Genomic DNA, 26,191 nt, shown 5'->3' on the forward strand with positions numbered 1-26,191 from the left:
GTACCGACGGTGACCTGAACCGCTCCGGACGACCCGCACCCATCCAGCCGCACAAATGGTGAGGGATGGGTGCGGGTGTCCTTGTGTTGAACCTGCAGTCGGACCTCCGAGCGAGCCACCGGGCTTCGCGCCGCTCCGATCGCCCCACACAGAGATGAGAAGAAGTCCCTGCGTGTTCCGACCACCCTGATGGTCTCGGCCGTTTCCTGCGCGGCCGCCCTCGCCACTCTGGCCGTTCCGGCCGCCGCCGCTGCCAGTGCGAACCCCGACAAGCACGGCGGGGACAGGGTCGCCCACGGCCGGGCGACCTCACCGGCCGCGAGGAAGTTCCCGGCCCGGGCGACCCGGACGGCAGCGGCGAGTTCTGGTACCAGATCAAGCACGGCACCCTCTGCTACTCGCTGAACGTACGCAAGATCGCGCAGCCGACGGCGGCGCACATCCACGCCGGCAAGCGCGGTGTGGCCGGGCCCGTGGTCGTCACTCTCAAGACTCCGACGTACGGGTCGTCGAAGGGCTGCATCAAGGCGAAGCCGCACCAGACGACCGCCAACGCGGCGACGGTCCTGACGTACCGGGAACTGAAGCAGATCGCCTGCAAGCCGGGGAAGTTCTACGCGAACGTCCACAACAACCCCTACCCCGACGGCGCCATCCGCGGGCAGCTGCGCCGCCAGTAGGGCGTCGGCTGGTCCTCTTACCGCCGGACGGGCTGGATCAAGCCCGTCCGGCAATCGAGGACGATGCGGATACGGTGGCAGCCGCAACAGGAACGCCCGTCAGAAGGAGACCCCGCAGCGCAGCAGTACGTTCGCGTACGGCCGCGCCTCCCCGGTCCGCACCACCAGCCGGGCTCCCGCCGACAACGCCTTGAGCTCGTCGTGCGGCACCAGATCAAGCCCCGGAAGGCACTCCTCCAGCAGCGCGGCCGCCGCCGGATTCGCCTCCCGCACCTCGTGCGCCGCCGTCGCGCCCTCGATCACCAGCTCGGCCAGCAGCCCTTCGAGTACGTCGGCGAAGGACGGTATTCCGGCCCGGAAGGCCAGGTCCACGACCCGCGGCCCGACCGCCGGAATCGGCATGCCGGCATCGCAGACGAGGACCCCGTCGCCATGGCCCAGCTCGGCCAAAGCCCCCGCCAGACTACGGTTCAGTATTCCGGCCTTCTTCACAGCGCCGAGACCTCCTCGGCGGTCGGGAAGGAAGCCTGCGCGCCCGCCTTCGTGACAGCGGCGGCGCCCACCCGTACCGCGTACGCGGCGGCCGTCGCCAGGTCCTCGCCGAGGCTGAGCCGCCAGGCCAGAGCCGCGGTGAAGGCGTCACCCGCGCCGGTCGTGTCCACAGCGTCGACGCGAGGGCTCGGGACCCGTACAGCGGCGCCCGTACGCCCGTCGGCTACCAGCGCGCCCTCCGCGCCCAGCGTGACCACCACCGAACGCGGCCCGAGGGCGAGGAGCCCGCGCGCCCAGTCCTCGGGGGCCGGGCCCGCCGTGTCGCCCAGTCCCAGGACGTACCTGGCCTCGTGCTCGTTGGCGACCAGCGGATCGCATGCGGCGAGCACTTCGGCGGGCAGCGGCGCGGGCGGCGACGGGTTCAGTACGAACCGGCTCCCGGCCGCCCGCGTACGTACCACCTCGGCCACCGTCTCCAGCGGGATCTCCAGCTGCGCCGACACGACGCGGGCGCCGGCGAAGAGGGCACCGGCGTCCCGGACGTCCTCGGGGGTCAGCCGGGAGTTGGCGCCGGGCGAGACGACGATGCTGTTGTCACCCGAGGGGTCCACGGTGATCAGGGCGACCCCGGTGGGCGCCCCGCCGACCCGCACGCCACCGGTGTCCACACCAGCCTCGCGCTGCGATTCCAGCAGCAGCCGCCCGTGGGCGTCGTCGCCGACGCGGGCCAGCAGAGCCGTTCTGGCGCCGAGGCGGGCGGCCGCGACGGCCTGATTGGCGCCCTTGCCGCCGGGGTGGACGGCCAGGTCGGAGCCGAGCACGGTCTCGCCGGGCGCGGGGCGGCGCTCGACGCCGATCACCAGGTCGGCGTTGGCCGACCCTACGACCAGCAGGTCGTAGTCGTACATACCTGTCCTGCTTTCGTCATGCGCCGTCACGAGAAGTCAGCGACGTTCTTCTTCGTCACGACCTTGACCGGCACCTTCACCATGCTGTCGACCTTCTTGCCCTGCGCCGCCTTGACCGCGTTCTGAACGGCGATCTTCCCGAGCTCCTTCGGCTGCTGAGCCACGGACGCGTACAGCGTGCCACCCTCAACCGCCTTCAGCCCGTCCGGCGTTCCGTCGAAGCCGACGACGTCCACCGACTTGCCCGCCTTGCTGCCGAGCGCCTTGACCGCGCCGAGCGCCATCTCGTCGTTCTCGGCGAAGACGCCACTGATCCCGGGGTGGGACTGGAGCAGGTTGGTCATGACGTCCAGGCCCTTGGTGCGGTCGAAGTCCGCGGGCTGGGTCGCGACGACCTTGATCCCCGGGTACGCCTTGAGCCCCTCGGCGAAGCCCTTGCCGCGTTCGCGGCTGGCGGAGGTGCCCGCGGTGCCTTGCAGCACGACGATCTCGCCCTTGCCGCCGAGCTTCTCGGCCAGCGCCTTCGCGGCGAGCTTGCCGCCCGCGACGTTGTCGGAAGCGACGAGCGTGGCGGTGTCGGCCTTGTTGACGCCTCGGTCGGCGGCGACCACCGGGATGCCGGCCTTGTTGGCGGCCCGTACGGCGGGCCCGACCGCGTCCGAGTCCACCGGATTGACGATGATCGACTTCACGCCCTCGCCGGTGAAGTTCTGGAGCTGGTTGGCCTGCTGGGAGGCGTCGTTCTGCGCGTCCGTCACCGTGAGGTCGATACCGGCGTCCCTGGCCTCCGCCTGAGCGCCCTCCTTCATCTGTACGAAGAAGGGGTTGTTGAGGGTGGACAGCGACATGCTGATCTTGGTGGTCGTTCCCGGCGAGCCGGAGTTGAAGAAGGACACGCCTCCCACGACGGCCGCCACGCACACCGCGCCGATCGCGAGTTTCGCCGCGCCCTTACGGCCGTTCCCGGACGCACCCGACGAAGCCGTGGGGGCCGCCGATCCCCCACCGGCCCGCCGCCGCAGCGTGTCCAGCAGAACCGCGAGCGCGATCACGACGCCGATGACGACCTGCTGCCAGAAGGCGGAAACGGAGAGCAGGTTCAGGCCGTTGCGCAGTACGGCGAGTATGAGCGCGCCGATCAGCGTGCCGGACGCCTTGCCGACACCGCCCGCCAGGCTGGCGCCGCCGATGACGACCGCCGCGATCGCGTCCAGCTCGTAACCCTGCGCGGCCTGCGGCTGCGCGGAGACCAGACGGGAAGCGAGGACGATGCCCGCGACGGCGGCGAAGAGACCGGACAGGGCGTAGATGACGAGCTTCTGCCGCTTGACGCGCAGGCCCGAGAGCCGGGCCGCTTCCTCGTTGCCGCCGATCGCGTACATCGAGCGCCCGATGTACGTACGCCCGAGGATGAGGGCGGTCACGAGCCCCATCGCGATCATCACGAGAACCGGCACCGGCAGCCAGCCGCCGAGCGTGTCGCCCAGCACCGACACGGAGTCGGGGAACGCGATCGGGCTGCCCTGCGAGATGACCAGGGACAGACCGCGGCCGATCGAGAGCATGGCCAGCGTGGCGATGAACGGCGGGAGTTTCCCGTACGAGACGAGTGCTCCGTTGACGAGGCCGCAGGCGATGCCCGTACCGACGGCGAGAATCACCGCGATCCACACCGGGACGCCTTCGGACGTGGCCATCCAGGCGAGGACGGTCGCCGAGAGCGCGGCCACCGATCCGACCGACAGGTCGATGCCGGCCGAGACGATGACGAACGTGACGCCGAACGCGAGGATCGCCGTCACGGCGGCCTGCACACCCACATTGAGCAGGTTCTGCGTGGTCAGGAAGTCGCCGGAGAGCAGCGACATCGCCACTACCAGGACCACCAGGGCGCTCAGCGCGCCGTTGTCGAGCAGGATGCGCCGGACGGCGCTCGCGGCGCCGGCGCTCGCGCCCGTGTTGCTCTTGAGTGTGTCAGTGGCCACGGGAGCCCTCCACTTCGTTCTTGGTTACGTTCACGGCCAGCGCCATTACCGCGTCCTGGGTCGCTTCGTGCGCGGGGAGTTCGCCGGCGATCCGGCCCTGGGCCATGACCAGCACGCGGTCGCTCATGCCGAGCACCTCGGGGAGGTCGCTGGAGATCATCAGGACGGCGTGTCCGGCAGCGGTCAGCTCATTGATCAGCTGATAGATCTCGATCTTGGCGCCGACGTCGATGCCGCGCGTCGGCTCGTCGAGGATCAGCACCCTGGTGTCGGCGAGCAGCCACTTCCCGATGACGACCTTCTGCTGGTTGCCGCCGGAGAGGGTACGGACGTGCTGGCCGAGGCCTGCCATCCGTACGCCCAACTGCTCGGCGATCCGGGCGGCGTCCGCGCGCTGAGCCTTGCGGTCCACGAAGCCGGCGCGGGTGGCCGAACGCAGCGTGACCAGGCCGAGGTTCTCCTGCACGGAGGCGTCGAGCACCAGCCCCTGCCCTTTTCGGTCCTCGGGTACGAGCCCGATCCCGGCGCCCATGGCGGCGTTCACGTCGCCCTTGCCAAGCCGCTCGCCGCGCACCTCTACGCTTCCGGCGTCGTAGGTGTCGGCGCCGAAGACCGCGCGTACGACTTCGGTGCGTCCGGCACCGACGAGCCCGGCGAGGCCGACGACCTCACCGGCGTGGACGTCGAAGCTGACGTCGTGGAAGACGCCGTTGCGCGTAAGCCCACGGACGGAGAGCAACGCGTCTCCCGCTTCCTCCGGGCGCTCGCGCGGATACTGCTGCTCGATGCTGCGCCCGACCATCAGGCGTACGAGTTCGTCCTCGGGCGTGGAGGCGGGCACCTGGCCGATGCTGCGGCCGTCGCGCAGAACGGTGACGCGGTCTCCGAGGGCCGCGATCTCCTGGAGGTGGTGGGTGATGAAGACGATCCCCACCCCGTCCTCGCGCAGCTGCCGCACGATACGGAAGAGCTTGTCCACTTCTCCGCTGGTCAGGACGGCGGTCGGCTCGTCCATGATCAGTACGCGCGCGTCGAGGCTGAGCGCCTTGGCGATCTCCACCATCTGGAGCTGGGCGATGCCCAGTTCGCGCACCTTGGCCTTCGGCGACACCCGCACGCCGACCCGCTTCAGCAGCTCCTGCGCGTCGGCCTCCATCCGTTTGCGGTCGATCATCTTGAAGCGGCGGGGCTGGCGGCCGAGGAAGATGTTCTCGGCGACGGTCAGCTCGGGCACCAGGTTGAACTCCTGGTAGATGGTGGCGATGCCGAGCCGCTCGGCGTCCTGTGCCCCCTGGACGCGCACCTCGTTCCCGTCGACGAGAATCCGGCCGCTGTCGGGCCGGTAGGCGCCGGAGAGCATCTTGATCAGCGTGCTTTTGCCGGCGCCGTTCTCACCGAGCAGCACATGCACTTCGCCGCGCCGCAGGTCGAAGTCGACGGAGTCGAGCGCGACGACGCCGGGGAAGGTTTTGCGTATGCCTTCGATGCGCAGCAACTCGTCCTGGCTGCTCACAGGTTGCTCCTCTGGCTTTGCTCACCCTCGCCGCAGGACCGGCGTACGACGAGATGGGCGGGAAGGGTGACGGACTGCGGGGGCCGGCCCTCGATGAGGTCGACGAGCGCCCGTACGGCGGCCCGGCCCAGCTCGCCGGTCGGCTGAGCGATGGCGGTGATCGGCGGATCGGTGTGGACGAACCACGGGATGTCGTCGAAGGCGGCGAGCCCGATGTCCTGCGGAACGCGCATGCCGCGCGCGCGGATCGCGTCGAGGGCGCCGAGGGCCATCAGGTTGTCGGCGGCGAAGACGACTTCGGGAGGCTCGGGCAGCGCGAGGAAACGCTCGGTGGCGCGCCGCCCGCTGTCCGCCTGGAAGTCTCCCTGGCCGATGTAGGCATCGGGCAGCGGAAGTCCGTGCTCCCTGAGCGCCTCGCGGAAGGCTTCGACGCGCTCGCTGCCGGTGGTGGTGGCCGCCGGGCCCGCGATGATGGCGAGCTTGCGGTGGCCGAGGCGGTGGAGGTGGGCGACCAGGTCACGTACGGCGGGAACTCCGTCGGCGCGCACGACGGGTACGTCCACACCCGGAATCCAGCGGTCCACGAAGACCATGGGGGTGCCGCCGCGGGCCGCGTCGAGCATCTGGGGGGAGCCGCCGTCGGCGGGAGACACCAGGAGCCCGTCGATGCGGCGGTCGAGGAGCGTACGGACGTGGTGGTCCTGCAACTCGGGCCGCTCGTCGGCGTTTCCGATGATGACGCTGTAGCCGAGCGCGCGGGCCGCTTCCTCGACGGAGCGGGCCAGGGCGGTGAAGTACGGGTTGAGTACGTCGCTGATGACCAGCCCGAGGGTGCGGGTCTGGTCGGTGCGCAGGGAGCGGGCCACGGCGTTGGGCCGGTAGCCGAGCGCTTCGACGGCGGCGAGGACGCGGGTGCGCGCGTCGGGGCTGACGGACGGATGACTGTTGAGGACGCGCGAGACCGTGGCAACGGACACGCCCGCCTCGGCCGCGACATCTTTGATGCTCGCCACTGCCGGACCACCTCCTTGTGGTTTCGGTGAGCCTCGATTCCGGGGGGCGCGGCGACTGGAGCTCTCTCACCCTCGTGGAATCGATTACACGGATGATTGGAAACGATTACACGCCACGGAAGCAAGACCTCCGCGGCACAGCGAGACCGGATCGTGACGAAGTGGCGCTCATGTGACTTCCACGAGGCGGCGCAGCGATACCTGGCGGACAAGCTCGTCGAGTGGGGCCTGCTTGAGGGCCCCACCGAGCGCGTGTACGAGCTGGCTCTGCAGCGGCGCTTCACCATGGCGGGCACGGGCCACATGCTGGGGCTCGACGTACACGACTGCGCCACGGCGCGCACCGAGGCGTACGTCGACGGAACGCTCGAACCCGGCATGGTGCTGACCGTCGAGCCGGGCCTGTACTTCCAGCCCGACGATCTGACGGTGCCGGCGGAGTACCGGGGCATCGGGGTCCGTATCGAGGACGACATCCTCGTCACCGCCGACGGCAACGAGAACCTCTCGGCCGGGCTGCCACGCGCGTCTGCGGAGGTCGAGGTGTGGATGCGGGAGCTACCGGAGCCGCGATAGCACCGGCGTACGGCCCTGGGGCCGCTTCGGCCTCTGTGGCTGTGCTCATGCGCGTACTCCTTCACGGCCGACCCAGAGGGGTCCGACATTGGGCTCGGAGGGGACCCAAAACCAGTGGGCGCCGCTAAAGCGCCGCCTGTACGGGTGCCAATAGGATCCGGCCTAAGTCCAATAACATGGCTACGTGAGGGGCACGACGGGAGGCGCGTGGCCCAGGCGACCGGGGAGAGCACGCACATGAGCGGCAGCAAGAGCAGCGACGAGCAGACGACACCGCAGGCGCCGGCGAACGGCACCCGGCACGCGCCGTCGCACGCGGTGGTGGCGGAGGCCCTGCGCCAGCGCATCGCACTCGGCGGGTTCGAGCCGGGCGACCGGCTGCCGACCGAGCGCGAGCTGGCCGCCACTTTCGGCGTGGGCCGCAACACCGTGCGGCAGGCACTGCGCGAGCTGGCCGAAGAAGGCCTGGTCACCACGAGCCTGGGGCGCTCCGGCGGCACCCGGGTGACGCCCGCCCGGCCGGGCGGGCGGGACGGCGCCCGGGCTGCGATCAGCGCGGGCATCCGGGCATCGCTGCGGGACTACATGGAGTACCGGCAGGCGATCGAGCCGTTCGCGGCGCGACTGGCGGCCGAACGCGGGGCGGGGGCGGACCGGCGCAAGCTCGTATCGCTGCTCGACACCAAGGTCGCGGACCTGGGCGAGTACCACCGCGTCGACACCGCCTTCCACCTGGGCATCGCGGCCGCGGGCGGCAATGAGGTGCTGACGGAGGCGGTGACGCGGGCGCGCACGGAGATGTTCGTAGGCGGCAACGCCCTGTGGCTGGGCTCGGACTGGAGCCGGGTCTACCCGGCGGACCGCGATTTCGGCTTCGCTTTCCGTGAGGAGCACGAGGCGATCGCGCTGGCGGTGCTGTCGGGCGACGGGGACGCCGCCGAGGCCCGGATGCGGGAGCACCTGCGCGCCTCGCACCGCCAGTTTTTGACGCTGCTGGAGCAGTTCGCCGCACAAGACTGAGAGCCCGGCCGGCCCCCTCGACGATTGACGCGCGCCCCGGAGCCACCTAGCATCCGGAATGGATCCAATAGGAACCCAATAGGAAATCCGGCGCCGCGCGCGACCGACAGGCCCGACCGACTGGAGAGACCGCCCCGTGCACTCTTACGACGAGGACCTCACCCAACAGGTCATGGACCACCTCCTGCACCGGCTCCGCCTGGACCCGCCGCCGCTCGGTCGCCTGGGCGACCACCAGGAGCTGACGCTGGCCCTGAAGGATGCGATCGGCCCGGCCCCGCAGCCCCCCGCCGACGTACTCCGGACGTACACCGGCGCACTCGAACCCACCGTCGTCTCCTGCGACCACCCGGCGTTCCTGGCCTTCATTCCCGGCGCCCCGACCAAGGCGGCGGCCCTGTTCGACATGGTGCTGTCCGCGTCCTCCCTGCATGGCGTCTCCTGGCTGGAGGCCTCGGGCGCGGTCGCCGCCGAGAACCAGGTGCTGGCTCTGTTCGCGGACCTGGCGGGCATGCCGCCCTCCGCCGGCGGCTGCTTCGTCAGCGGCGGCTCGGCCGGCAACCTGTCGGCCCTCGTCGTCGCGCGCGACACCGGGCGCCGCCGGCTGGGCCTGGACGAGCGCGCGCCGGTACGGATCGCGGTCAGCGACCAGGTCCATTCCTCGGTCGGCAATACGCTGCACATCCTCGGCGTAGAGGCGCTGGTGGTCCCGACCACGGACCACCGCCTGACCGGCGAGGCCCTCCGCAAAGCCCTGGACGGCGCGGAGCAGGACGGCGGCGCCCCGGTAGTGGCCGCTGTCGCTACAGCGGGCACCACGAACGCCGGCATCATCGACGACCTGGCGGGCGTGGCCGAGCAAACCCGCGCCCGAGGTCTGTGGCTGCACATCGACGCGGCGTACGGCGGCGGAGCGCTCTTCGTCCCCGAGCTGCGGGGGCGTCTGCACGGCATCGAGCACGCGGACTCGCTGGTGGTCGACCCGCACAAGTGGATGTTCGCGCCCTTCGACTGCGGCGCCCTGCTCTACCGCGACCCGAAGCAGGCCCGCGCCGTGCACACGCAGGACGCCTCGTACCTGGACGCCATCCACGGAGCCGACGATCCCGACGACGCCACCGAGCCGTGGAACCCGAGCGACTACGCCTACCACCTCACGCGCCGCCCGCGCGGCCTGCCCCTGTGGTTCTCCCTCGCGGTACACGGCACAGACGCGTACCGCGACGCGGTGGCCAGGGGCGCGGCGATGGCCCACCGCACGGCCCGCCTGGTGGACGAGACGGAAGGCCTGGAACTACTCCGCGAGCCCGAACTGACGGTGGTCCTGATCCGCCGCCCAGGCTGGCAGCCCGCGGACTACTACACCTGGTCGAAGAAACTCCTGAAAGCGGGAACGGCGTTCATCACCCCGACCGTCTGGGAGGGCGAAACGGTGGCCCGCCTGGCCTTCCTCCACCCGGACATCACCGAGGAAACAGTCCGCGAAATCCTCGCCTCACTGCTCGACGAGAACCACTCACTCACGGACTACTCCCCTGCATAGGCCCTCTGAAGTGCGGCGATGTCGAACTTGACCATCGAGCGCATCGCCTCGGTGGTCCGCTTCGCCTTCTCCGGATCCGGGTCACTGATCATCTCAATGAGCCCGTCAGGAACAACCTGCCAGGACACCCCGTACTTGTCCTTCAGCCACCCGCAGGCGACCTCCGAGCCGCCCTCGGAGAGGCTGCTCCAGTAGTAATCCAGCTCGTCCTGGTCGCTGCAGAAGATCTGGAACGAGATGGACTCGTTGAAGGTGAACTCCGGCCCGCCGTTGAGCGCCATGAACCTCTGCCCGTTGGCCTCGAACTGGACGAACAGCACTTCGCCGACAGGCCCGGGCCCGGCATCGGAATAGCGCCCGACCCGTCCGAGCTTGGAGTCCTTGAAGATCGAGACGTAGTGGTTCGCAGCCTCCTCGGCCTGCCCGTCGAACCACAGACAAGTGGCGAATCCCTTGCTGACCATCGGTTCCTCCAGCGCATGAACGGTGTGTACCCATAGAGACCGGTTGCGCGCCACAAACTCATCGGCCCCCGCCCACCCCATGGAACCTCATCGCACCCCCAGCGCCTCTGATGAGTGAGGGTGACCCGTGTTGGTGTCGGTGTCGGCGAGTGAGGGGCGTAGGGATGCGGAACGGCAGGGATGAGGCGTTCTCGGCCTTCATGGCCGCGCGCTACGGCTCCCTTGTGCGTACGGCCACGTTGCTGACCGGCGGTGGCCGGACGCGGGCCGAGGACCTGGCCCAGGAGGCATTGCTGCGCACGTACCGCGCCTGGAACCGGATCGGGCGGCTGGAGGCGGCCGAGGCGTACACGCGCACCACGATGGTCCGGCTGCTCGTCAAGGACCGCCGCAGGCAGTGGAGTGCGGAGATACCGGCCGAGCATGTGCCGGAGACGCTCCGTCCGGGCCACGAGGACCAGGTGACGACCGCCGTCGCGGTGCGTGAGCTGTTACGGACGGTCCCTCCGGCGCAGCGGGCGGTCCTCGTACTGCGCTTCTACCACCAGCTCACCGAGCGGGAGATCGCCGACGTGCTGGGCTGCTCGCCCGGCACGGTCAAGAGCCGTGCCGCCCGCGCCCTGTCCACCCTGCGCGACCAGGGGTTCCTCAGCGCATCCGTACTTGACCGGGAGAGGGGTTCCGCCGATGACTGACCAGCAGCTTCCGAGCGAGGAGGAGCAGCAGGTGCGGCGGCTGCTGACGGCCGCCGCGGAGCCGTCGCCGGGTCAAGTCACCACACCGGGCGCGGCGTTCACCGCCCGCGCCCGGCGCGGGCTGCTGCACCGCCGCCTCGCCGTCGCGACAGCCGCGGCCGCCGTCGTCGCTGCCGCGGTGGCCGTACCCTCGCTGGCCGGGGGCCTCTTCGGGGACGACGAGCCCGTCCCGGCCGCCTCCGCCGACTGCCTGCGGACCGCCGCGCAGAAGATCAGGGACCGTCAGGAGCAGGGCTACCAGCCGGTGTACGGCACGCTGCGCGCTGGTCGTATCGACGTGGACGACGGCGTCACCAGAAGCTCCGCCTTCCGCTTCGACGTCGAGGGCGCGCTGGCGGGCGGCGGCACCGGCGTGCCGTCCTCCGGGCCGGTCACCGTCTGGTACCCGGTGGCAGAGGTCCAACTCCCGCCGCCCGGCCGCTACGTACTGCTCCTCGACCCGGCGGAACGCCCCGACAGGAAGAAGGGAAACGACCTCTTCCACTTCGCCCCGGAGCAGGCTCTGCCGCTCGACGACGATGGCCGCGTGGTGCTGAACTGCGCCGGCGGCGCGAAGGGCGCCGTGGAGCGGGAGCGGCTGCGCGCCGCGGTGACCGAGCCGTAGCCCTGGCCACCGCTGCGCGCCGTACCGTGCTCAGGTGCGGAAGTACCAGAACTTCTCACCGGTGCTGTGCTCCGCGATGATCTCGCTGAGCGGCCTGTTGAGCGTGTCCGTGGAGTGGTAACTCATCTTCGGCATCCAGTCGGACGTGAAGTCCGTGACCATCATGGTGTGACCCGGCTGCCCCGGAGGGCTGTAGCCGAAGATCTCGAACTGCACCACGTCGGCGATGGCGAGGCTGGAGGGCCCGGACAGCTCGTACACCCGCTTCGATTCGTCGCGCGCGAAGCGCTGCCAGTTGGGCGCGCCGCCCCAGGTCCAGCTGTGCTTCGGCAGCGGCCACGGGTTGCCCCTGTACCACCAGGCCGAGTCGCTCCGGTACCAGCCGAGGACCCGCTCCCAGCCGCCGGCCTTCAGCGCGTGCGAGATGAAGTTTGTGCAGTCGTTCGTGTCCCGCTCGTAGGGGACGTTGTCCTCCGGCACCGGCTTGGCGTACTTCGTGGCGAAGTCCACCATCGCGCTGTAGTCGTACGCCGCGGCCACCCGGACGCCCGTCCCCGAGGACGCCTTCTTCGCCGGGTCGGTGATCTTCTCCCCCTTGGCAGCCCCGGTGCGAAGCTCCTTGGCCGCCTTCCGGGCCGCGCTCAGCTCCGCCGGGTCGAGCTTCTCCGGCGTGGAGAGATTCGCCGGCCCGTCCAGCGTCGCGATCTTCGAAAGGACCCAGCCGCCACCGTCCGCCCGGGCGAACGACAGGTTGTGCCGCACCGTGTAGCTGTACGGCTCGTCCTTGCTGCCCGCGAAGGTGTACTGCGTGTGCTCGCGCACGCTGAGGCGCGCGGTGTCCCCCTGTGTACGGGCCCGGCCGACCGGAGTGAGCTCCGTGTCGACGGCCGAATAGCGCACGCCGGCCAGTTCGTTGATGCCGTGCAGCTGCTCGCGGGCCTCCATGCGGTCGTCCCGTACGGCGCGGAAGGTGGCGGCCACATCGAGGTCCTGGGCCTTGCGGGTCGCGTTCGCGGCCGTAGCGCCGCCCTCCACCGTGATCGCGTTCTCCCCGGCGAAGTACGTCCTGGCGGCTTCGATCAGTGCCTTGTCGTCTGCGGACTCGGGCTGCGCGGCCTGCGCGGGGCTGCTCGCGAGAACGGAGGCTGCCAACCCCGTGACGGCAGCGGCAATGGCCGCCCGCCGCATCGCTGTGCGGTTGATCACTGGTACTCCCCTGTGTCGACTGCCTCCCGCAACGCGGCGCCTGCGCCACGGGAGTTGACGGCGTACGCCAAGTGGTCGGACACGACGCTAGCGACACCGGAGCCGTCTTGAGGTGCACTCGTCACACGGGGCCGAAAATATACGGTTCAGCTCACGGAGGTCGACGTTGGGACTACCAGCCCCGGAGCCTGCGCCCGTAAGGGAACGGGGTCTTCAGGCCCGGTCGAGGCTCTGGCGACGGCAGAGCGGGCCGGGGGCTCTCAGCCCCTACGGCCGGCCGCCGCGGAGGTGGGTTCGGCCAGCCTGCCCACCGCTCCCGAGCGCTGTCACGGAAGGGCCGAGCGGCGCGTCAACTGACCTTCCTCCACTCCTGACAGCGCTGGGTCTGGAAGTACTCCCCCTTGTTGAGCGTCACGCGGCCGGGACCTTCCAGGTTGTTGTTTGCGATGATCGCGTCGAACTCGCCGCTGGCATCCTTCAGCCGGGCCCAGTAGCAGCCGAAGTCGCTGTCCGGGCCACTGGTCTTCGTCTTCTTCGGCTTTGCGGTCACCGTCTCGGTCTCGGCCTGGCCGCTCGACCCGATGCCCGTACCCACGATCAGCGCGGCGACAGCGACGCCTCCATGCGTCAGCCACGCCTTGCGACGCGAGGGCTTGTACGGCGGGTGAGCAGGCGGGGCCGGGTAGCCGCCGTGGGGCGTGTCGGACGGGCCGAATCCCGGGTGCTGCGGAGTGTTCATCCAGCGGTTAAGTGACCGGAGGTGCAACGGCAGTCAGACCCGGAACAGGACGCATCCGGCCGCGACCGATCCCAGTACCGCACCCCCGTAGCAGAGCACATTGATCAACTTGCTCAACCGCTTGAGCTGCAGCCCGTCGTACAGGGTGTAGCGGAACCTGTGTGCCCAGTGGAACAGGCACAGCACGCACAGTGCGAGAAGGATCGCTTTGGTGACGGGGTGCCGCAGCACCGAGAGCAGGTGCGGGTGGTCGGGGGCCGGGAGCCAGCCCAGGGGGAAGGCGATGCCGAACAGGAACAGCAGGACGGGGACCAGCAGGGCGGCGGCCATTCCGCCCGCGCTGAACAGCAGCCACAGCAGCGGCTCCGGCGATCTCTTGGTCATGGCGCTACCCACTCAACTCAGGATCAGCCATGCTGTGGCCGCCGACAGCAGCGCCCACAGCACGTAGTGCAGTGCCAGGATCGAGCCCGGCCGGACACGTCGGCCGCGCAGCCGTACCACCATGGCCCGCGGCGCGAGGTTGAACCACGTGAGGGTGTGCAGCAGGACGAAGAGCAGGGCGATCGCGTTCAGTACGATCATCCACCAGCTGTCGCTCCAGTCCTGGAACCGCTCGTACTCGCCGCTGCCGTCGGCGATCGCACCCACCATGAGCAGTAGGAACACGACGAACCAGGCCACGAAGACGCTGCTGAGCTCCCGCAGTACGAAAACGAAGTAGGCGCGGCGCTTCAGCCACCAGAGGGTGGGGACGGGCTTGCGGTACAGCGCCGGGCGGGGGGTCTGCGGCGTTTGGCTCATCTCGCCCCCCGCGGCCACAGGAGGTCCTTCAGCGACCGCGTGGCTGCCGTGAGCTTGTAGCGCTGGATCGCGCCGGCCGGGTCGACCCCTTTGGGGCAGGCTGTGCTGCACTCGCCGACCAGGGTGCACGCCCAGACGCCCTCGGCGGAGTTCAGTACGTCCCTCCGGTCGGCGGCTCCCTCGTCACGCGAATCGAGGTTGTAGCGCTGCGCGAGAGCGATGGCCGCAGGCCCTACGAAGGCGGGATCGAGTGCGTACACCGGGCAGGCCGAGTAGCAGAGCATGCAGTTGATGCACATGCTGTACTTCTTGTACTCGTCCATCTCGTCCGGTGTCTGCAGGAACTCGCCCTCGCTGAGGGGCTTTTCCTCTTCGCGGATGATCCAGGGCCTGACCTCGGTCAGCTTGTTCATGAAGTCGCCGATCTCGACGACGAGATCGCGTATCACGGGGAAGTTGGCGAGGGGTTCGACTCGTACGGGCCCAGGGGCCGAGTCGGTCAGGAAGGCGGAACAGGTCAGCTGCGGCTCGCCGTTGACGGTCATTCCGCAGCTGCCGCAGATGCCCATCCGGCAGGACCAGCGGTAGGAGAGCGTGCCGTCCAGGTGGTCCTTGATGTGGTTGAGCCCGTCGAGGACCGTCCACTCCTTGCGCAGCGGCACCTCGTAGGACTGCCAGGTCGGTTCGGTCTCCTGTTCCGGCCGGTAGCGGGCGACCTGGAGCGTTATCCGGTCCGTCGTTGTCCGGTCCATCATGACTGCCTCCCGTACACGCGTTCGCCCGGGGACCAGCGGGTGACGGTCACCGGCAGGTAATCCACCCGCTCGGTGCCGTCGGGTTCACGATGGATGAGCGAATGGGCCAGGTACCGCTGGTTGTCCCGCGCGGGGAAGTCGGTGCGCTGGTGCGCGCCCCGCGACTCCTCGCGCAGCAGCGCGCTGTGGACGATGCTTCCGGACACATCCAGCATGAACGACAGCTCGAGCAGGGCGATCAGGTCCGTGTTGAACGTCCGGCTGTGATCGTCGACGGCCGCACCGCCGAACCGTTCTCGCAGCCCGCGCAGTTCCTCGGCCGCCGTGGCCAGGGAGTGCCTGTCCCGGTAGATCCCGGCGCCGCGCTCCATCGTGTCCTGCATCGCGGTACGGATGTCCGCGATGCGCTCCCGGCCTTCGGCGTGGTGCGCGACCAGGCGGTCCAGCCGGCGGTGCTCATCGCGTGCCTGCGCGAGGATCGCTGGGCTGGGGCCGGATCCCGCCGAGGCTCCGGCGGATTCCGCGGCGGCCCGGCCTGCGCGGGCGCCGAAGACCAACAGCTCCGGGAGGGAGTTGGAGCCCAGCCGGTTTGCGCCGTTGATACTGACGCAGGCCACCTCACCGGCGGCGTACAGGCCGTCGAGGCCGGCCACGCCGTCGATGTCGGTGTGTATGCCACCCATCATGTAGTGGACGACGGGCCGCACCGGGATCAGTTCCCGGATCGGGTCGATGTTCTGGTACTTCAGGCACAGTTCCCGTACGAAGGGCAGCTTGGCATCGATGAGTTCCGCGCCGAGATGGCGCAGATCCAGGTGGACGACCGGCCCGTGCGGCGTGGGGACGGTCCTGCCCTTGTCGAGCTCATGGACGAACGCCTGCGACAGCCGGTCGCGCGGACCCAGCTCCATGCTGCGCAGCACCGGCCCCGGGTCCGGTTTGCCGAGGTCGTAGTCCTGGAGATAGCGGTAGCCGTCCTTGTTGAGCAGCCGGCCCCCCTCGGCGCGGGCGGCCTCCGTGATGAGGATTCCGGTGAACGGCAGACCGGTGGGGTGGTACTGGACGAACTCCATGTCCTTCAGCGGTGCGCCCGCCCGGTAGGCCAGGGCCATGCCGTCGCCGGTCTTGATGTTGGCGTTCGTGGTGAAGGGGTACACACGACCGCACCCACCGGTGGACATGATCACGGCGTTGGCGGTGATGGTCTCGACCCGGCCGGTGGCCAGCTCGATCGCCACCACTCCGCGCACTTTCCCGTCGTCGGCCAGCAGGGTGCTGACGAACCACTCGTCGTACCGGACGATGTCCCGGTACGACAGCGCGGTCTGGAACAGGGTGTGCAGGAGATGGAAGCCGGTCTTGTCTGCCGCGAACCAGGTGCGCATCTTCTTCATGCCGCCGAAGGCCCGTACCGCGATGTGCCCGTCCGCCTGGCGGCTCCACGGACAGCCCCAGTGCTCCAGCCGGAGCAGCTCGCGGGGCGCCTCTTCGACGAATGCCTCGACGGCATCCTGGTCGCACAGCCAGTCCCCGCCGGACACGGTGTCGTACGCGTGCTCGTCGAGGCTGTCGTCGGCGCCGGCGCCGGCGACAGCGGCCGCCCCGCCCTCGGCCGAGACCGTGTGGCTGCGCATCGGGTAGACCTTGGAAAAGACCGCCACACTCAGCCGCGGATCGGTTTCCGCGACGGCGATGGCCGCACGCAGTCCCGCACCGCCGCCACCGATCACCAGGACGTCGTAGGAAGCGGTCATGTCACCACCTTGATGTACGCACCCGACGCGCGCACTCCGTCAGACTTCGTGCTCGCCGCTGTGCTCGTCCGGCAGGACTGTGCCGTCATGGCGGACGGCACTGACACGCACGCTGCCGTCATGGAACTCGTGACGGATCCGACGACAGCCGCACGCGTACGTCGCCTCGTCGATGAAGAGGCCCGCGTCGTCGTCCTCCTGGTAGCGCAGCCCGTGGACGATCCGGCCGCACGGAGCCCGCTCTTCGGTGAAGTCAATGGTGTTGCCGACCATCGCCCACCTCCTCGACGACTGCGGCGGACGCCGCCGGCGGCGTCACAGCCCGTAGCTACAGAGCCCCCCTTGGATACCAGGGGTCTCCGCCGTCCTTTGAAGACACTCACAGTGAGCGTACCGCCGCCAGACCGCCCCCGCAGGCGGGCGGGGTGAGGCTCAGCGCCGGCCGACCCCTCAATGAAGGCCCGCAGGAATTCACCCAGGCGCTGCCGCTCAACGAGGACGGCCGGGTGGACGCTGGAGTGCGCCGACGGCGCGAGGGGCGCCGTGGAGCGGGATCGGCTGCGCGCCGCGGTGACGAGCCGTAGCCACGGCCACCGCGGCGCACGCTCCGCCCGCCGGGCTCAGGTGCGAAGGTCGCGAAGGTCGCGAAGATCGCGGAGGTCGCGGAGGCTCATGGGCGGAGCGGCGCGAACGTCCGGGAACACTCGCCGGGCTCCGGGAAGGCCCGAGGCCCTCCATTGGGCACAGCCGTAAGGGACGGGGGCGCTGATGCCGACCAGACGGCGCCTCAGGGCCCCCTCGAAAGGCCCAGGTCCGCCAGGAGGTCGGCGAGTACAGCCTCCTCCTCGACGCGGGTCCCGAGTTCGGTGAGGGCCGAGGCCAGCGCCGGGTCCCAGGGGGCCGTGGCCGGAGCACCGGTGAGGCGGTGGGCGTGTGGGATGCGGGCGACCGCCGCTCGGTAGTCGGCGGCTGTGAAGCGCCAGGGGTCCCAGGGCACATGGCGCCGGAGGGTCGCTGCGATGCGCAGGCCGCCCCAGTCGAAGTCGCCGTGGTAGCGGAAGGCCGCGCCGTGTGCGTGCAGCTGGCGCAGGAGGGCCAGCGCGGCGGCCGACGGCTGCCCCTGGAGGCAGAGCAACGGAGGGCAGCCGGGGCCGTAGGCGTCCGCCGCGGCGGACAGTACGGCCGGGTTCTCACAGATGTGGAGGACCGCGGGCGCCTTCGCCAATTGCCCTCGGGTGAGCTGGCGAAGGGTCAGGACGGCCGGCTCGCCGGTGTCGGCCAGCCAGTCCAAGGCGGGTGAGCCGCGCAGGTTCAGGACCAGGGCGGTCGACGAGACATCGTCTCTGAGGAGTCCGGCCGAGGCCCAGACCGCGCGCCGCCATCCCGCTCCGGCGCCGTCCGGATGCCCGGTGAGCGCGCGCACACCGGACAGCACGACGGTGGCCAGGGGTACGCCGTCGTCGAGGGCGTGCGCGCTGCCGAGTAGCCGGGCGGCGAAGGCCGGCAGGGACACGGCCGGCTCCGCGGGCAGGGCCTCCAGGACTGTGACCGCGTCGTGGAGGAGGGCGCGGGCCGCTGCGGGGGTGCCGCAGAGACGCCGTACCATGCCGTCCGCACGCAACCGCCCCGCCCAGGAGGACAGTTCGGGGTGGCTGACGGCAAGAGTGGCGAGCGGTCGGTATGCCTCCTCCCAGGCACGTACCTCCCGGTCACGTACCTGGCGCGCCGGGACGACAGGGCCGACGAGCGCGGCCACGGCGGCAGCGAGACCGTCGGGGCTGATGCCCGAGCGACGCAGCACCTCGTCCACTGACTCCAACCGCACGGTCAGCGACTGCGACTGCCCACCGCGCGGGGCCCGGCCGAGGAGACGTTCCACCGCCGCCCGCTGCGCGCTGCTGGGCATGGCCAGCGTCACCGAGCCCGTCAGCGGTTCCTCGCGTTCGAGCCGCCGCCGCACACGGTCCACCAGCCAGGAGGCTTCAGGCGTCCCGAGGAGGCGGTCGAGACGTACGCGGTCCAGGTGCCCCGTACCGGGCAGGTCTCCCGGGGTTATGCCCACAGCGACTCCTGTCCGGCATCAACGTCGGCGTCGGCATCGGCGTCGGCATCGACATCGACATCGGCGCGAGGGTAGGCATCGGCCGCCGGTGCCGGCCCCGCGCGGTCCGGTTCCTCGCCCCGCGTCCGCCCGGCGCCGTCCCACTCCCACCTGGTCACCAGCACTGCCGCCAGCTCGTCGATCCGTGAGAGCTGGGCGATCGCGATGCCCGGCACCTGCGGGTAGCACGCCCACTCACGTTCGCTGGTCATCACCACGTCCAGGTCGAAGGCGTGCAGCAGGCCGAGGCATTTGGCGCGCGAGTCGTCGTCGACGCCCGCGAACGCCTCGTCGAGAGTGACCAGGCGCGGAGCGTACGGGCTGCCCGCCGTGGCGTAGTGCGAGGAGGCGGCCGCGAAGAGCGGCACGGACACCGCGAGGACCCGCTCACCGCCCGAGGCCGGCCCGGTGGCCGGTACCCAGCGTCCATGCTGCTGCCGCTCGATGCCGAACTCGTGCCAGGAGCGGTAGTCGAGCGCCGACGTCAGGTGCTCCAGCCAGCTGCCGGAGCTGTCGTCGGTCTGCTGCTGGGCGATCTGCTCCTGCAAGAACTCTCCGACCGCTGACCGGTCCTCGGGCGACCAGGCGTCCGCCGACTGCCGCAGCCGCTCGCGCGCCTGGGCGAGGCCTGTCGGCGCCTTGCGGGAGGACCGCCACACCAGCCGTAGTTTCATGCCGGTGGAGGTGGGCCGCGACTCCAGTTCGGCGTTCATGGCGCCCACTTGCCGTTCGGCCGCACCGATCAGCTCCTGCAGGGTTCCGGCGACCTCGGTGAGGAGGTGCGTCTCCAGGATTTCGCGTTCATGTGCGGACAGGATGCGCTGGAGTTCGCCGACCTCGGCGGCGAGGGCCTCGGCCAGTTCGGGTACGGCCCGCTCGCGGCCCTGATAGACGATGTCGACGACCATGCCGTCCTCGACCATCCGCGCAGAGGCGGTGTGCCCGTGGCGCGACAGCGCGTCCTGGAGCTTCTTGTACTCCTCGTTCAAGTGACGCTGTACGCGCTCCCAGGCACCGTCGGAATCGTCGGCGCCGGACAGTTCGGCCTCGATCGTACGGGCCAGGGCGACGGCCGGGGTCGCCGCCCAGGGCCCGCCGTCCAGGGACGGCACGGCCACCTCGGGCAGGGCGACCGCGAGGAGACCGGTGGCCGCGAAGCGCTGGAGCGCGCCGATCGCCTCCGCGCGGGTGGCGGCGGCTTCGGTGACGTCCTTCTCCAGCTGCTCGATACGCCCCGCGGCCTTGTACGCGCGCCGGTCGGCCCGGGTCTGCGTCTCACGCGTGACCCGCTGCCCCTGCTCGCACTCCCACAGTGCCCGCGCGGTGTCGGCGAGGCGCCGCTCCAGTTCTGCGACGGCGGCGCCGACCGTGGAGCGCAGGGTGGTGTGGCGGGCGTCGGCGGCGGCCGCTGCGCGGGCGGCTTCCTCGGCACGAGCTGCCAGCTCCTCGGCCCGGGCCCCGGCGCGCTCGGCTTCGTCGCGCTCCTCGGTCACCGCACGCGTGGCCTCGGTGCGCTCCCGCAGCGCCGGCCACAGGGAGGCGAGGACCACCGTGTAGTCGGCGAGCCCCTTGCGTACGGCGGCGAGTGAGGCACGGTCGGCGGGCAGGCCCACATCGGCAGCCGTGGCGGCGGCCTCGGCCGCGGCCTCCTCGGCGCGTTGTGCGGCCTCGGCCAGCTCGTCGGCGCACTCGTCGCGGCGGGTGCGGGCACGGTGGGAGGCGTCCTGCGCGGCGGCGGCCAGCGCGTACGCGTGGCGCACGGCGGCGTCGTCGGGCACGGCTGCCAGGTCGCCGTCCAGGGCGCGGCGGCGAGCTGCGACCTCCGCCGCCTCTGCCGCGGCTGTCGCCCATTCCGCGTCCAGCTCGTCCAGTTCGGAACGGATGGCGTCGATGGCGGCCCGGCGTGCCTCCTCGCGCGCGCCCTCCCCCACATATTCGGCCCGCGCCTTGGCCCAGCTGCCGGCGAGCGCGCCGATACGGAAGCGACCGTCGGCAGCCACCCAGGTGTCGCCCTCGCGGCCGGCGTCCGCCCAGGAGTCGCCCTCGTTCCCGGCATCCGCGTACGCCAGGCCGATCGACGCCAGCAGCCGCCCCATGGTCGCCTCGCCGACCGCCGACGCCCGTGCGTCCCCGTGATCGACAGCAGGACGCAACACGTCCGCCAGCGAATTCCCGGCGCGCGGCTCACCGGGCATGAGGAGTACGTCATGTCCCTCCGCGTCCAGGACCGCACCGTCCGGCCGCACCCAGGCGTCAAGGAGCCCCGACGCCTCCAACGCCGCTTCGAGACCGGCACGTCGCGTGTCGTCGAGGTGTTCCGCGAAGTCGACCAGGCGCCACAACGGGGCCCCGGGCAGACCGTCGCGCAACCCCTGCGTGCGGGTGTACGGGGCCACCGGCCCGCGCTGGCCGCCCGCCTCAAGTCCGGCGAGCGTCCGGGCGGCCTCCGCGCGCCGCTCCCCCACTGCCGTCTGCCGCTGGGTCAGCGCGGCGGCCCGGTCGGCCAGGGAGCCTGCCAGAGACCGGTGTGCCTCGGCCGCGTCGAGGCGCGCCGGATACGGGCCGTTCAGGTGCGCGGTCCAGTCCTGAAGCCGGTCGAGGAGACCTTCCGGATCGGGCAGCGTCAACTCCGCACAGCCGACGAGGTGTTCCCGTACGAGACCGACCAGCTCGCGCCCCGCGGCCTCGGCGCTCTCCTCGGCCCGGGACTGGCGCAGGCCGGTGTGGCCGACCTCGGTCTGCGCCTCGTCGACGCGACGGGCCGCCGCCTGTCGCTGAGCGACGGCATTCTCCTCCTCGCCCACCAGTTCCTCGACGTGGTCCAGGGTCCGCCTGCGGCGGGCAACCGCCTCCTCGGCGGTGCGCCGCAGTTCGGCCTCGGGCACAGCATGCGTGTCAGCGGGTCGCAACAGCGCATCGTCCAGGCACGCGGTGCCGGCGGCCTCGTCGGCCTCGGTGAGCGCCGCGATCACCCGTGACTGGCCGGCGCCGAGCCGGTTCTCGGCTGCGCCGAGCCGGCCAAGCGCGCGGGTGTGCAGCAGCGCGGCCTGCTCCCGGTCGGCCTCGGCACGGGCGTGTTCCTGCCCGGTGCGCGCGGCGTCGGCTGCCGCGTGCTCCAGTTCGCGGGCGCTGCGCATCTCGGGGCCGGTGCGCAGCGCCGCGTCCTGGGCGGTCAGCCGCGCCCCCGTCTCCTCCAGTACGGCGAGCTGCTCGGCCGCCGCGGCCCGCTCCTTCTCAGCGCCCTGCCTCTCGGCCTCGGCCTGGGCGAGGTCGCGGTGGAGCTGTTCGTAGCGGGCGTGCTCGGTGCGCGGCAGCCGGGCCCGGCGACGGGCGGCTACGCGCGCGTAGCGCCGGTAGTGACCGAGGAAGGCGGAGGCGGCGCGTTCAGCCTCGGCGGCGGCCACCAGCTCCGCTTTCTCCTCGTCCAGCGAGCGGAACGCCTCCGCCACGTCCGCGATGACGGCCTGGTCCATCGGCGGCAGCGCCTCGGTCAGCGCCTTCGACAGGGCGCTCTCGTTGGGCCGCTTGGACAGCTGGGGCTGGCGGAGCTGGATGAGGAGGTCCACCAGGGCCCCGTACCGCTGCTCGCCGAGCCCGAACAGCGCCTCGTCGACCGCCCTTCGGTACGTCCTGGCCTGGTCGTAGACCATGCCCCGCCCGCCGACCGCCTCCACGAGCCGGTCCCGGGACAGGGCCGTTCCAGTGGCGTCGAGGAGATTCAGTTCCGTACCGACGCGCTGATCGGTGACGGCGTACCAGTGACGGGCGATGCCCCGCCCGCTGACCGCCTTCAGCCCGCAGGCCAGGGTGCGGAAGAGCGGCTGCCCGCTCTCGTCCAGGCGCCCGAACTCGATCCAGGTGTAACCGAGCCGCTCGGGGTGCGGGTGTTCGCCGCCGAGCAGCAGGTTCCAGTCCATTCGCTTGTGCGGGTCGCCGTCGGGCTCCACCCGTCGCGCGGACAGGTCGCCGTCGAGGAGGAAGGGGAGGGTGAGGGCGAGCACCTTGGACTTGCCGGTGCCGTTGTTGCCGCGCAGCAGCAGCCGGCCGTCACGGAACCAGAACTCCTCCACGTCGTAGTAGAAGAGATCGACGAGTCCGATGCGCAGCGGCTGCCAGCGGCTTCGCCCGGGGGCGGGGAGGACGGTCAACGCTTCTGCGCCTTTCGGGTGGGCGGTTGTCCTGTTTCGCGTACGACGACCTCGCCGACCGCGTACCGGGCCAGGGCGGGGCGCGGTGCGATGCCCTGGGGCGTACGGACGGCCAGCCCCAGCGCCGTGAGCTTGGCCAGCGCCTGCTCGACGAGTTCAGGCTCGGCTCCTGGCTGTCTGGCGGTCTTGGACCAGAACCCGCCGTGTTCGGCGGCGAGTTCGCGTATCCGCAGCTGGAGGTCGGCGGTGGCGACCGGGCCACCGGCGGCCGCCAGGTGTTCGGCGAGCAGCAGGGTGATGTGCCCGTGGGTGCCCTGTTCCGGCATGCGTACGTCGGTGAGGTCGTCGTACGGGTCGACCATGGCGATGCCCTCGGCCCGTACTTCCGCGACCAGCCCCGTCAGTTCGGTGACGCGTGCGGTGAGGAACCCGCGCTGGCGGGTCAGATAAGCCAGTTCGGCGTCGCTGAGCTCGTCGTAGTAGAGCACGGGGTCGTCCAGGAGCATCCGGGTCAGCCGGTGGCGGATCGCGCGGAAGCGCAGCTCGTCGCTGTCCAGCGCGGTCTCGGCGGTCAGCTCGGTGATCCGCTCCTCGAAGTCTTCCGCGAGGACCAGCGAGGGGCCGATGCGGGTGGCCGGCAGACCGGCGAGCACACGGCGCTCGACGTCGTACAGCACATCGCCGGCCCCGCTGACGTACGCCTCCTCGTCGCCCGCGACCCGCCGCAGCACGCCGAGCCTCAGCAGCAGCCGTACGACCGCCGCCAGGTCGAGGCGCTCGTCACGCTTCTCCAGGGTGAAGGCGATGGAGGCGGCGGCGAGTTGCGGATCGGCGGCGTCCAGCACCACCTGTTCGGCGAGGCGCCCGAGCGCGATCTGCGACTCGCCGCGTTCCAGGGCGGCGAGCGCCAGGCAGAGCAGCACATAGCGGCGCCGGGTGAAGGGCGCGGCGCTGCGGGTGGCCTCCCTCGCGGGGTGGGTGGGGTCGGCCGGGGCCCCGGGGATCTTGCGCAGCCGTGCCGCCCCGGCGTCGGCCTGGAGTGTCCAGCCGGTGTTGCGGTCGAACCATTCGCGCAGTTCGGAGGCGTGCCGGCGGACCAGCCGGAATTCGTCGGCGTACGGGCCCCGGGCGAGCAGCAGCGGCTCCTTCAGGAGGGCACGGGCGGCCCGCTGGAGGTCGGCGGAGTGCTGCCCGTCCAGGACGGTGGTGAGCGGGGTGGTCATCGCGGTTCGCCACCTCCGGCGTGCCCCTGCCACTGCGTGAGGTCGACGATCTCGATCGTGTGGTCGGGGCCGCGGAACACCCCGCCCGGGGTGCGGATCTCGGCGGCCGTGCCGTCGTCCAGGGCGGTGAGCCGGATCTCCATAGACCCGTCGTTACTGGTGGCCACCGTGCTCGTCATGCCGGGTCGCCAGGTGGCGAGGGCGTCGCCGAGCAGGTGCAGGAACAGCCCGAAGGCGAGCGGGTCGAACTCCCCGAGCCGGGACAGCCGGGTTTCGCCGGTGGTCACCAGGCGGGCGCGGGCCGCCGCGGTCTCGGCGGCCTGCTTGGCGGCGATGTCGGCGAGGAGCCGCCGCGCCTCGGAGCGGTCCTCGACCTTGCGCGCCTTGCCGCGCCGCTCGTAGCTGCCACTGCGGCGCAACTGCGGGCTGATACGCAGCGGCTCGGCCTCGCCCCAGGGGGTGGATGCCGGTACGGGCCGGGCGGCGCGCTCCCCCAGTGTGTCGGCGTCGACGGTGAGGTGGCGGGCCGGATACAGGCCGAACGCCACGCGCCACAGCCGGTGCCGTGCCGCGTCGTCGGGCGCTTCGGCGAACCAGCGGGCGAGGGTGCGCCAGTCCGCGGACCGGTCCGAACGCCCGGCCCGCCGCTCATTCAACGACCGTACGACTGACAGAAGTTGCGGGATCGCACCGAGCGCCCGGCCGCGCAGCAACCGGGCCTGGGACTCGCGCCCGTCGGTGGACAGAAACCAGCCGGCAAGTCCCGCCCAGCGCCCGGCCCACCGCTCGTACGCGAGCGTCTCGGCGCGCTCCGCCTCACCGGGCGAGGCGTCGGCGGCCTCACGGGCGGCGGCCACCCGCAGCAGCGGCTCGACCCGCTCCTCGAGCTCCGTGATCAGCCGGGCGATCCGGCCGCCCAGGGTGATCAGGTCCTGGATGAACCGCTCCAGGTACTGGATGAGCCGGTCCTTGTACGCGAGGAACACCTCGACCTCGACGTCATGCAGATCGATGGTGCGCTGGAGCGATCCCATGAAGGCGCGCGCGTTCTCGGCAAGGTCCGCGAACCGAGTGGTCAGCGCGACCAGTGTGAGGTGGGTCTTGGCCGGGTCAAGTTCGTCTTCACCCGTGATGACGAGCAGCGCCCGGAGCTGCGTGACGATGTCGTGCAGGGCGACGGCTTGCAGCGCGCCCCGCCGACCCAGCGCCTCGTCGTACACGGCGAGGGCTTCCTCAGCGGCCTCGCCGGCCTGGGTGAGCTGGTAGATGAACCGCTTGCGGTAGAAGTCCTCGACGGCGGTGACCCGCGCGGTGTCCGGGTCGGCCCGCAGATTGCCCCACACGACCAGGCTGTCCAGCGCGTTCGCCACCGCTTCGAGGTCGGCGGCCCGGCCCTCCGTCCCGAGCGCGGAATGCACGTCCTCGGGCCGCAGATGTACGGCGAACCGTTCCTTGGCGGCGAGGAAGACGCCCATCACCTGCCGGTAGAGCGCTGAGTTCGGAGCGTTCAGGTGGGCAAAAGGGGCGTGCTTTCCCCGCGCGGGGCTCTCGTGCGGTGACATCATCACTCCGCATTCTCCCCGATCACACGGTGTGGTTTCAGCAGGAGGACCGAACTCGCACAGAGCGTGACGACACCAGCGCCCACTTCGTAAGATCTTCGGGCTGCTTCTGGACCCGCAACGCGAAAAGGAGGCTTGTGACTTAGTCACAAGCCTCTCAATACGCATATACAGGGAGTGTCCGAGGGGGACTTGAACTCTCCACTCGGGCACCAGCCCTTTAGTTGACTGACCTGCGGAAACATGCCTTCTGCGGCCGCTTGAAGGGCATGAGTGTTGGTCACGCTCACCTGCTTTTTCTGCCCGTTTCGGACCACTGTTGGTCGGTAACTGTTCAGGGGTTTCA

The 26,191-nt window shown here is 70.9% G+C and carries 22 protein-coding genes and 1 pseudogene; 6 read left to right on the forward strand and 17 right to left on the reverse strand.

Annotation, left to right across the window (positions count from 1 at the left end; all coding sequences use genetic code 11):
• Positions 1 to 206: 206 nt before the first annotated feature.
• Positions 207 to 680, forward strand: a complete 474-nt coding sequence (locus J7E96_RS31700; RefSeq protein WP_215136498.1) for a CHRD domain-containing protein — start codon at positions 207 to 209, stop codon at positions 678 to 680.
• Positions 681 to 779: 99 nt separating this feature from the next.
• Here J7E96_RS31700 and rbsD read toward each other — a convergent pair whose 3' ends face one another.
• Genes rbsD through J7E96_RS31725 form a run of 5 tightly spaced genes read right to left on the reverse strand, consistent with a single transcriptional unit; the run spans position 780 to position 6,591 of the window.
• Complete coding sequence (gene rbsD / locus J7E96_RS31705) at positions 780 to 1,172, reverse strand: D-ribose pyranase (protein ID WP_215136459.1); 393 nt, start codon at positions 1,170 to 1,172, stop codon at positions 780 to 782.
• Positions 1,169 to 2,080, reverse strand: a complete 912-nt coding sequence (locus J7E96_RS31710) for a ribokinase (protein ID WP_215136461.1) — start codon at positions 2,078 to 2,080, stop codon at positions 1,169 to 1,171. Before J7E96_RS31710 ends, rbsD begins: the two co-directional genes overlap by 4 nt.
• Positions 2,081 to 2,106: 26 nt before the next feature.
• Positions 2,107 to 4,065, reverse strand: coding sequence for a substrate-binding domain-containing protein (locus J7E96_RS31715; RefSeq protein ID WP_215136463.1), 1,959 nt, complete (start codon positions 4,063 to 4,065; stop codon positions 2,107 to 2,109).
• Positions 4,055 to 5,578 (reverse strand): sugar ABC transporter ATP-binding protein, encoded by a 1,524-nt coding sequence (locus tag J7E96_RS31720; protein ID WP_215136465.1) that lies wholly within the window; start codon positions 5,576 to 5,578, stop codon positions 4,055 to 4,057. The genes J7E96_RS31715 and J7E96_RS31720 overlap by 11 nt, the downstream gene beginning before the upstream one ends.
• Positions 5,575 to 6,591 carry a LacI family DNA-binding transcriptional regulator gene (locus J7E96_RS31725; RefSeq protein WP_215136467.1) on the reverse strand — a complete coding sequence of 339 codons (1,017 nt, stop codon included), beginning with the start codon at positions 6,589 to 6,591 and terminating at the stop codon, positions 5,575 to 5,577. Before J7E96_RS31725 ends, J7E96_RS31720 begins: the two co-directional genes overlap by 4 nt.
• A 174-nt stretch (positions 6,592 to 6,765) precedes the next feature.
• Between J7E96_RS31725 and J7E96_RS31730 the strand changes: the two are divergent.
• From J7E96_RS31730 to J7E96_RS31740, 3 genes and pseudogenes are all read left to right on the forward strand, one after another.
• Positions 6,766 to 7,167 (forward strand): annotated as a pseudogene (locus J7E96_RS31730) (M24 family metallopeptidase); the annotation flags it as partial.
• A 237-nt stretch (positions 7,168 to 7,404) separates the two neighbouring features.
• The gene (locus J7E96_RS38315) at positions 7,405 to 8,187 is read left to right on the forward strand and encodes a FadR/GntR family transcriptional regulator (protein WP_215136469.1); all 783 of its coding nucleotides are present in this window, start codon (positions 7,405 to 7,407) and stop codon (positions 8,185 to 8,187) included.
• Between the two features lie 136 nt (positions 8,188 to 8,323).
• Positions 8,324 to 9,730 carry an aspartate aminotransferase family protein gene (locus tag J7E96_RS31740; RefSeq protein WP_215136471.1) on the forward strand — a complete coding sequence of 469 codons (1,407 nt, stop codon included), beginning with the start codon at positions 8,324 to 8,326 and terminating at the stop codon, positions 9,728 to 9,730.
• Here the strand turns inward: J7E96_RS31740 and J7E96_RS31745 are convergent.
• Complete coding sequence (locus J7E96_RS31745; RefSeq protein ID WP_215136473.1) at positions 9,715 to 10,194, reverse strand: VOC family protein; 480 nt, start codon at positions 10,192 to 10,194, stop codon at positions 9,715 to 9,717. The two genes, J7E96_RS31740 and J7E96_RS31745, sit on opposite strands and share 16 nt — an antisense overlap.
• Before the next feature lie 164 nt (positions 10,195 to 10,358).
• Here J7E96_RS31745 and J7E96_RS31750 point away from each other — a divergent pair, with 164 nt between their 5' ends.
• Positions 10,359 to 10,889, forward strand: coding sequence for a SigE family RNA polymerase sigma factor (locus tag J7E96_RS31750; RefSeq protein ID WP_215136475.1), 531 nt, complete (start codon positions 10,359 to 10,361; stop codon positions 10,887 to 10,889).
• Complete coding sequence (locus J7E96_RS31755; RefSeq protein WP_215136477.1) at positions 10,882 to 11,553, forward strand: hypothetical protein; 672 nt, start codon at positions 10,882 to 10,884, stop codon at positions 11,551 to 11,553. Before J7E96_RS31750 ends, J7E96_RS31755 begins: the two co-directional genes overlap by 8 nt.
• Before the next feature lie 30 nt (positions 11,554 to 11,583).
• Here the strand turns inward: J7E96_RS31755 and J7E96_RS38320 are convergent, their stop codons facing one another.
• The 11 genes from J7E96_RS38320 to J7E96_RS31810 all read right to left on the reverse strand — a co-directional run bounded on the left by J7E96_RS38320 (position 11,584) and on the right by J7E96_RS31810 (position 25,848).
• Complete coding sequence (locus J7E96_RS38320; protein WP_215136479.1) at positions 11,584 to 12,759, reverse strand: amidase domain-containing protein; 1,176 nt, start codon at positions 12,757 to 12,759, stop codon at positions 11,584 to 11,586.
• Positions 12,760 to 13,108: 349 nt separating this feature from the next.
• On the reverse strand, positions 13,109 to 13,498 hold the full coding sequence (locus J7E96_RS31765) for a hypothetical protein (protein WP_215136481.1): 390 nt from the start codon (positions 13,496 to 13,498) through the stop codon (positions 13,109 to 13,111).
• 33 nt (positions 13,499 to 13,531) lie between these two features.
• A complete protein-coding gene (gene frdD / locus J7E96_RS31770; protein ID WP_215136483.1) occupies positions 13,532 to 13,882 on the reverse strand; it encodes a fumarate reductase subunit FrdD in 351 nt (116 codons plus the stop codon).
• Between the two features lie 12 nt (positions 13,883 to 13,894).
• Complete coding sequence (locus tag J7E96_RS31775) at positions 13,895 to 14,302, reverse strand: hypothetical protein (protein WP_215136485.1); 408 nt, start codon at positions 14,300 to 14,302, stop codon at positions 13,895 to 13,897.
• Entirely contained in the window at positions 14,299 to 15,057 is a 759-nt protein-coding gene (gene sdhB, locus J7E96_RS31780) for a succinate dehydrogenase iron-sulfur subunit (protein WP_374196740.1), read from the reverse strand. Before sdhB ends, J7E96_RS31775 begins: the two co-directional genes overlap by 4 nt.
• Positions 15,054 to 16,811 (reverse strand): fumarate reductase (quinol) flavoprotein subunit, encoded by a 1,758-nt coding sequence (gene frdA / locus J7E96_RS31785; protein WP_215136486.1) that lies wholly within the window; start codon positions 16,809 to 16,811, stop codon positions 15,054 to 15,056. Before frdA ends, sdhB begins: the two co-directional genes overlap by 4 nt.
• A 39-nt stretch (positions 16,812 to 16,850) precedes the next feature.
• Positions 16,851 to 17,084: a hypothetical protein gene (locus J7E96_RS31790; RefSeq protein WP_215136488.1), complete on the reverse strand. Its 234-nt coding sequence runs from the start codon at positions 17,082 to 17,084 to the stop codon at positions 16,851 to 16,853.
• Positions 17,085 to 17,598: 514 nt separating this feature from the next.
• A complete protein-coding gene (locus J7E96_RS31795; RefSeq protein WP_308296232.1) occupies positions 17,599 to 18,873 on the reverse strand; it encodes a TIGR02679 family protein in 1,275 nt (424 codons plus the stop codon).
• A complete protein-coding gene (locus J7E96_RS31800; RefSeq protein ID WP_215136490.1) occupies positions 18,864 to 23,060 on the reverse strand; it encodes a TIGR02680 family protein in 4,197 nt (1,398 codons plus the stop codon). The genes J7E96_RS31795 and J7E96_RS31800 overlap by 10 nt, the downstream gene beginning before the upstream one ends.
• The gene (locus J7E96_RS31805; protein ID WP_215136492.1) at positions 23,057 to 24,283 is read right to left on the reverse strand and encodes a TIGR02678 family protein; all 1,227 of its coding nucleotides are present in this window, start codon (positions 24,281 to 24,283) and stop codon (positions 23,057 to 23,059) included. Before J7E96_RS31805 ends, J7E96_RS31800 begins: the two co-directional genes overlap by 4 nt.
• On the reverse strand, positions 24,280 to 25,848 hold the full coding sequence (locus J7E96_RS31810; RefSeq protein ID WP_215136494.1) for a TIGR02677 family protein: 1,569 nt from the start codon (positions 25,846 to 25,848) through the stop codon (positions 24,280 to 24,282). The genes J7E96_RS31805 and J7E96_RS31810 overlap by 4 nt, the downstream gene beginning before the upstream one ends.
• Positions 25,849 to 26,191: the final 343 nt, after the last annotated feature.

The organism is Streptomyces sp. ISL-96 (genome assembly GCF_018614035.1).
Classification (GTDB): domain Bacteria; phylum Actinomycetota; class Actinomycetes; order Streptomycetales; family Streptomycetaceae; genus Streptomyces.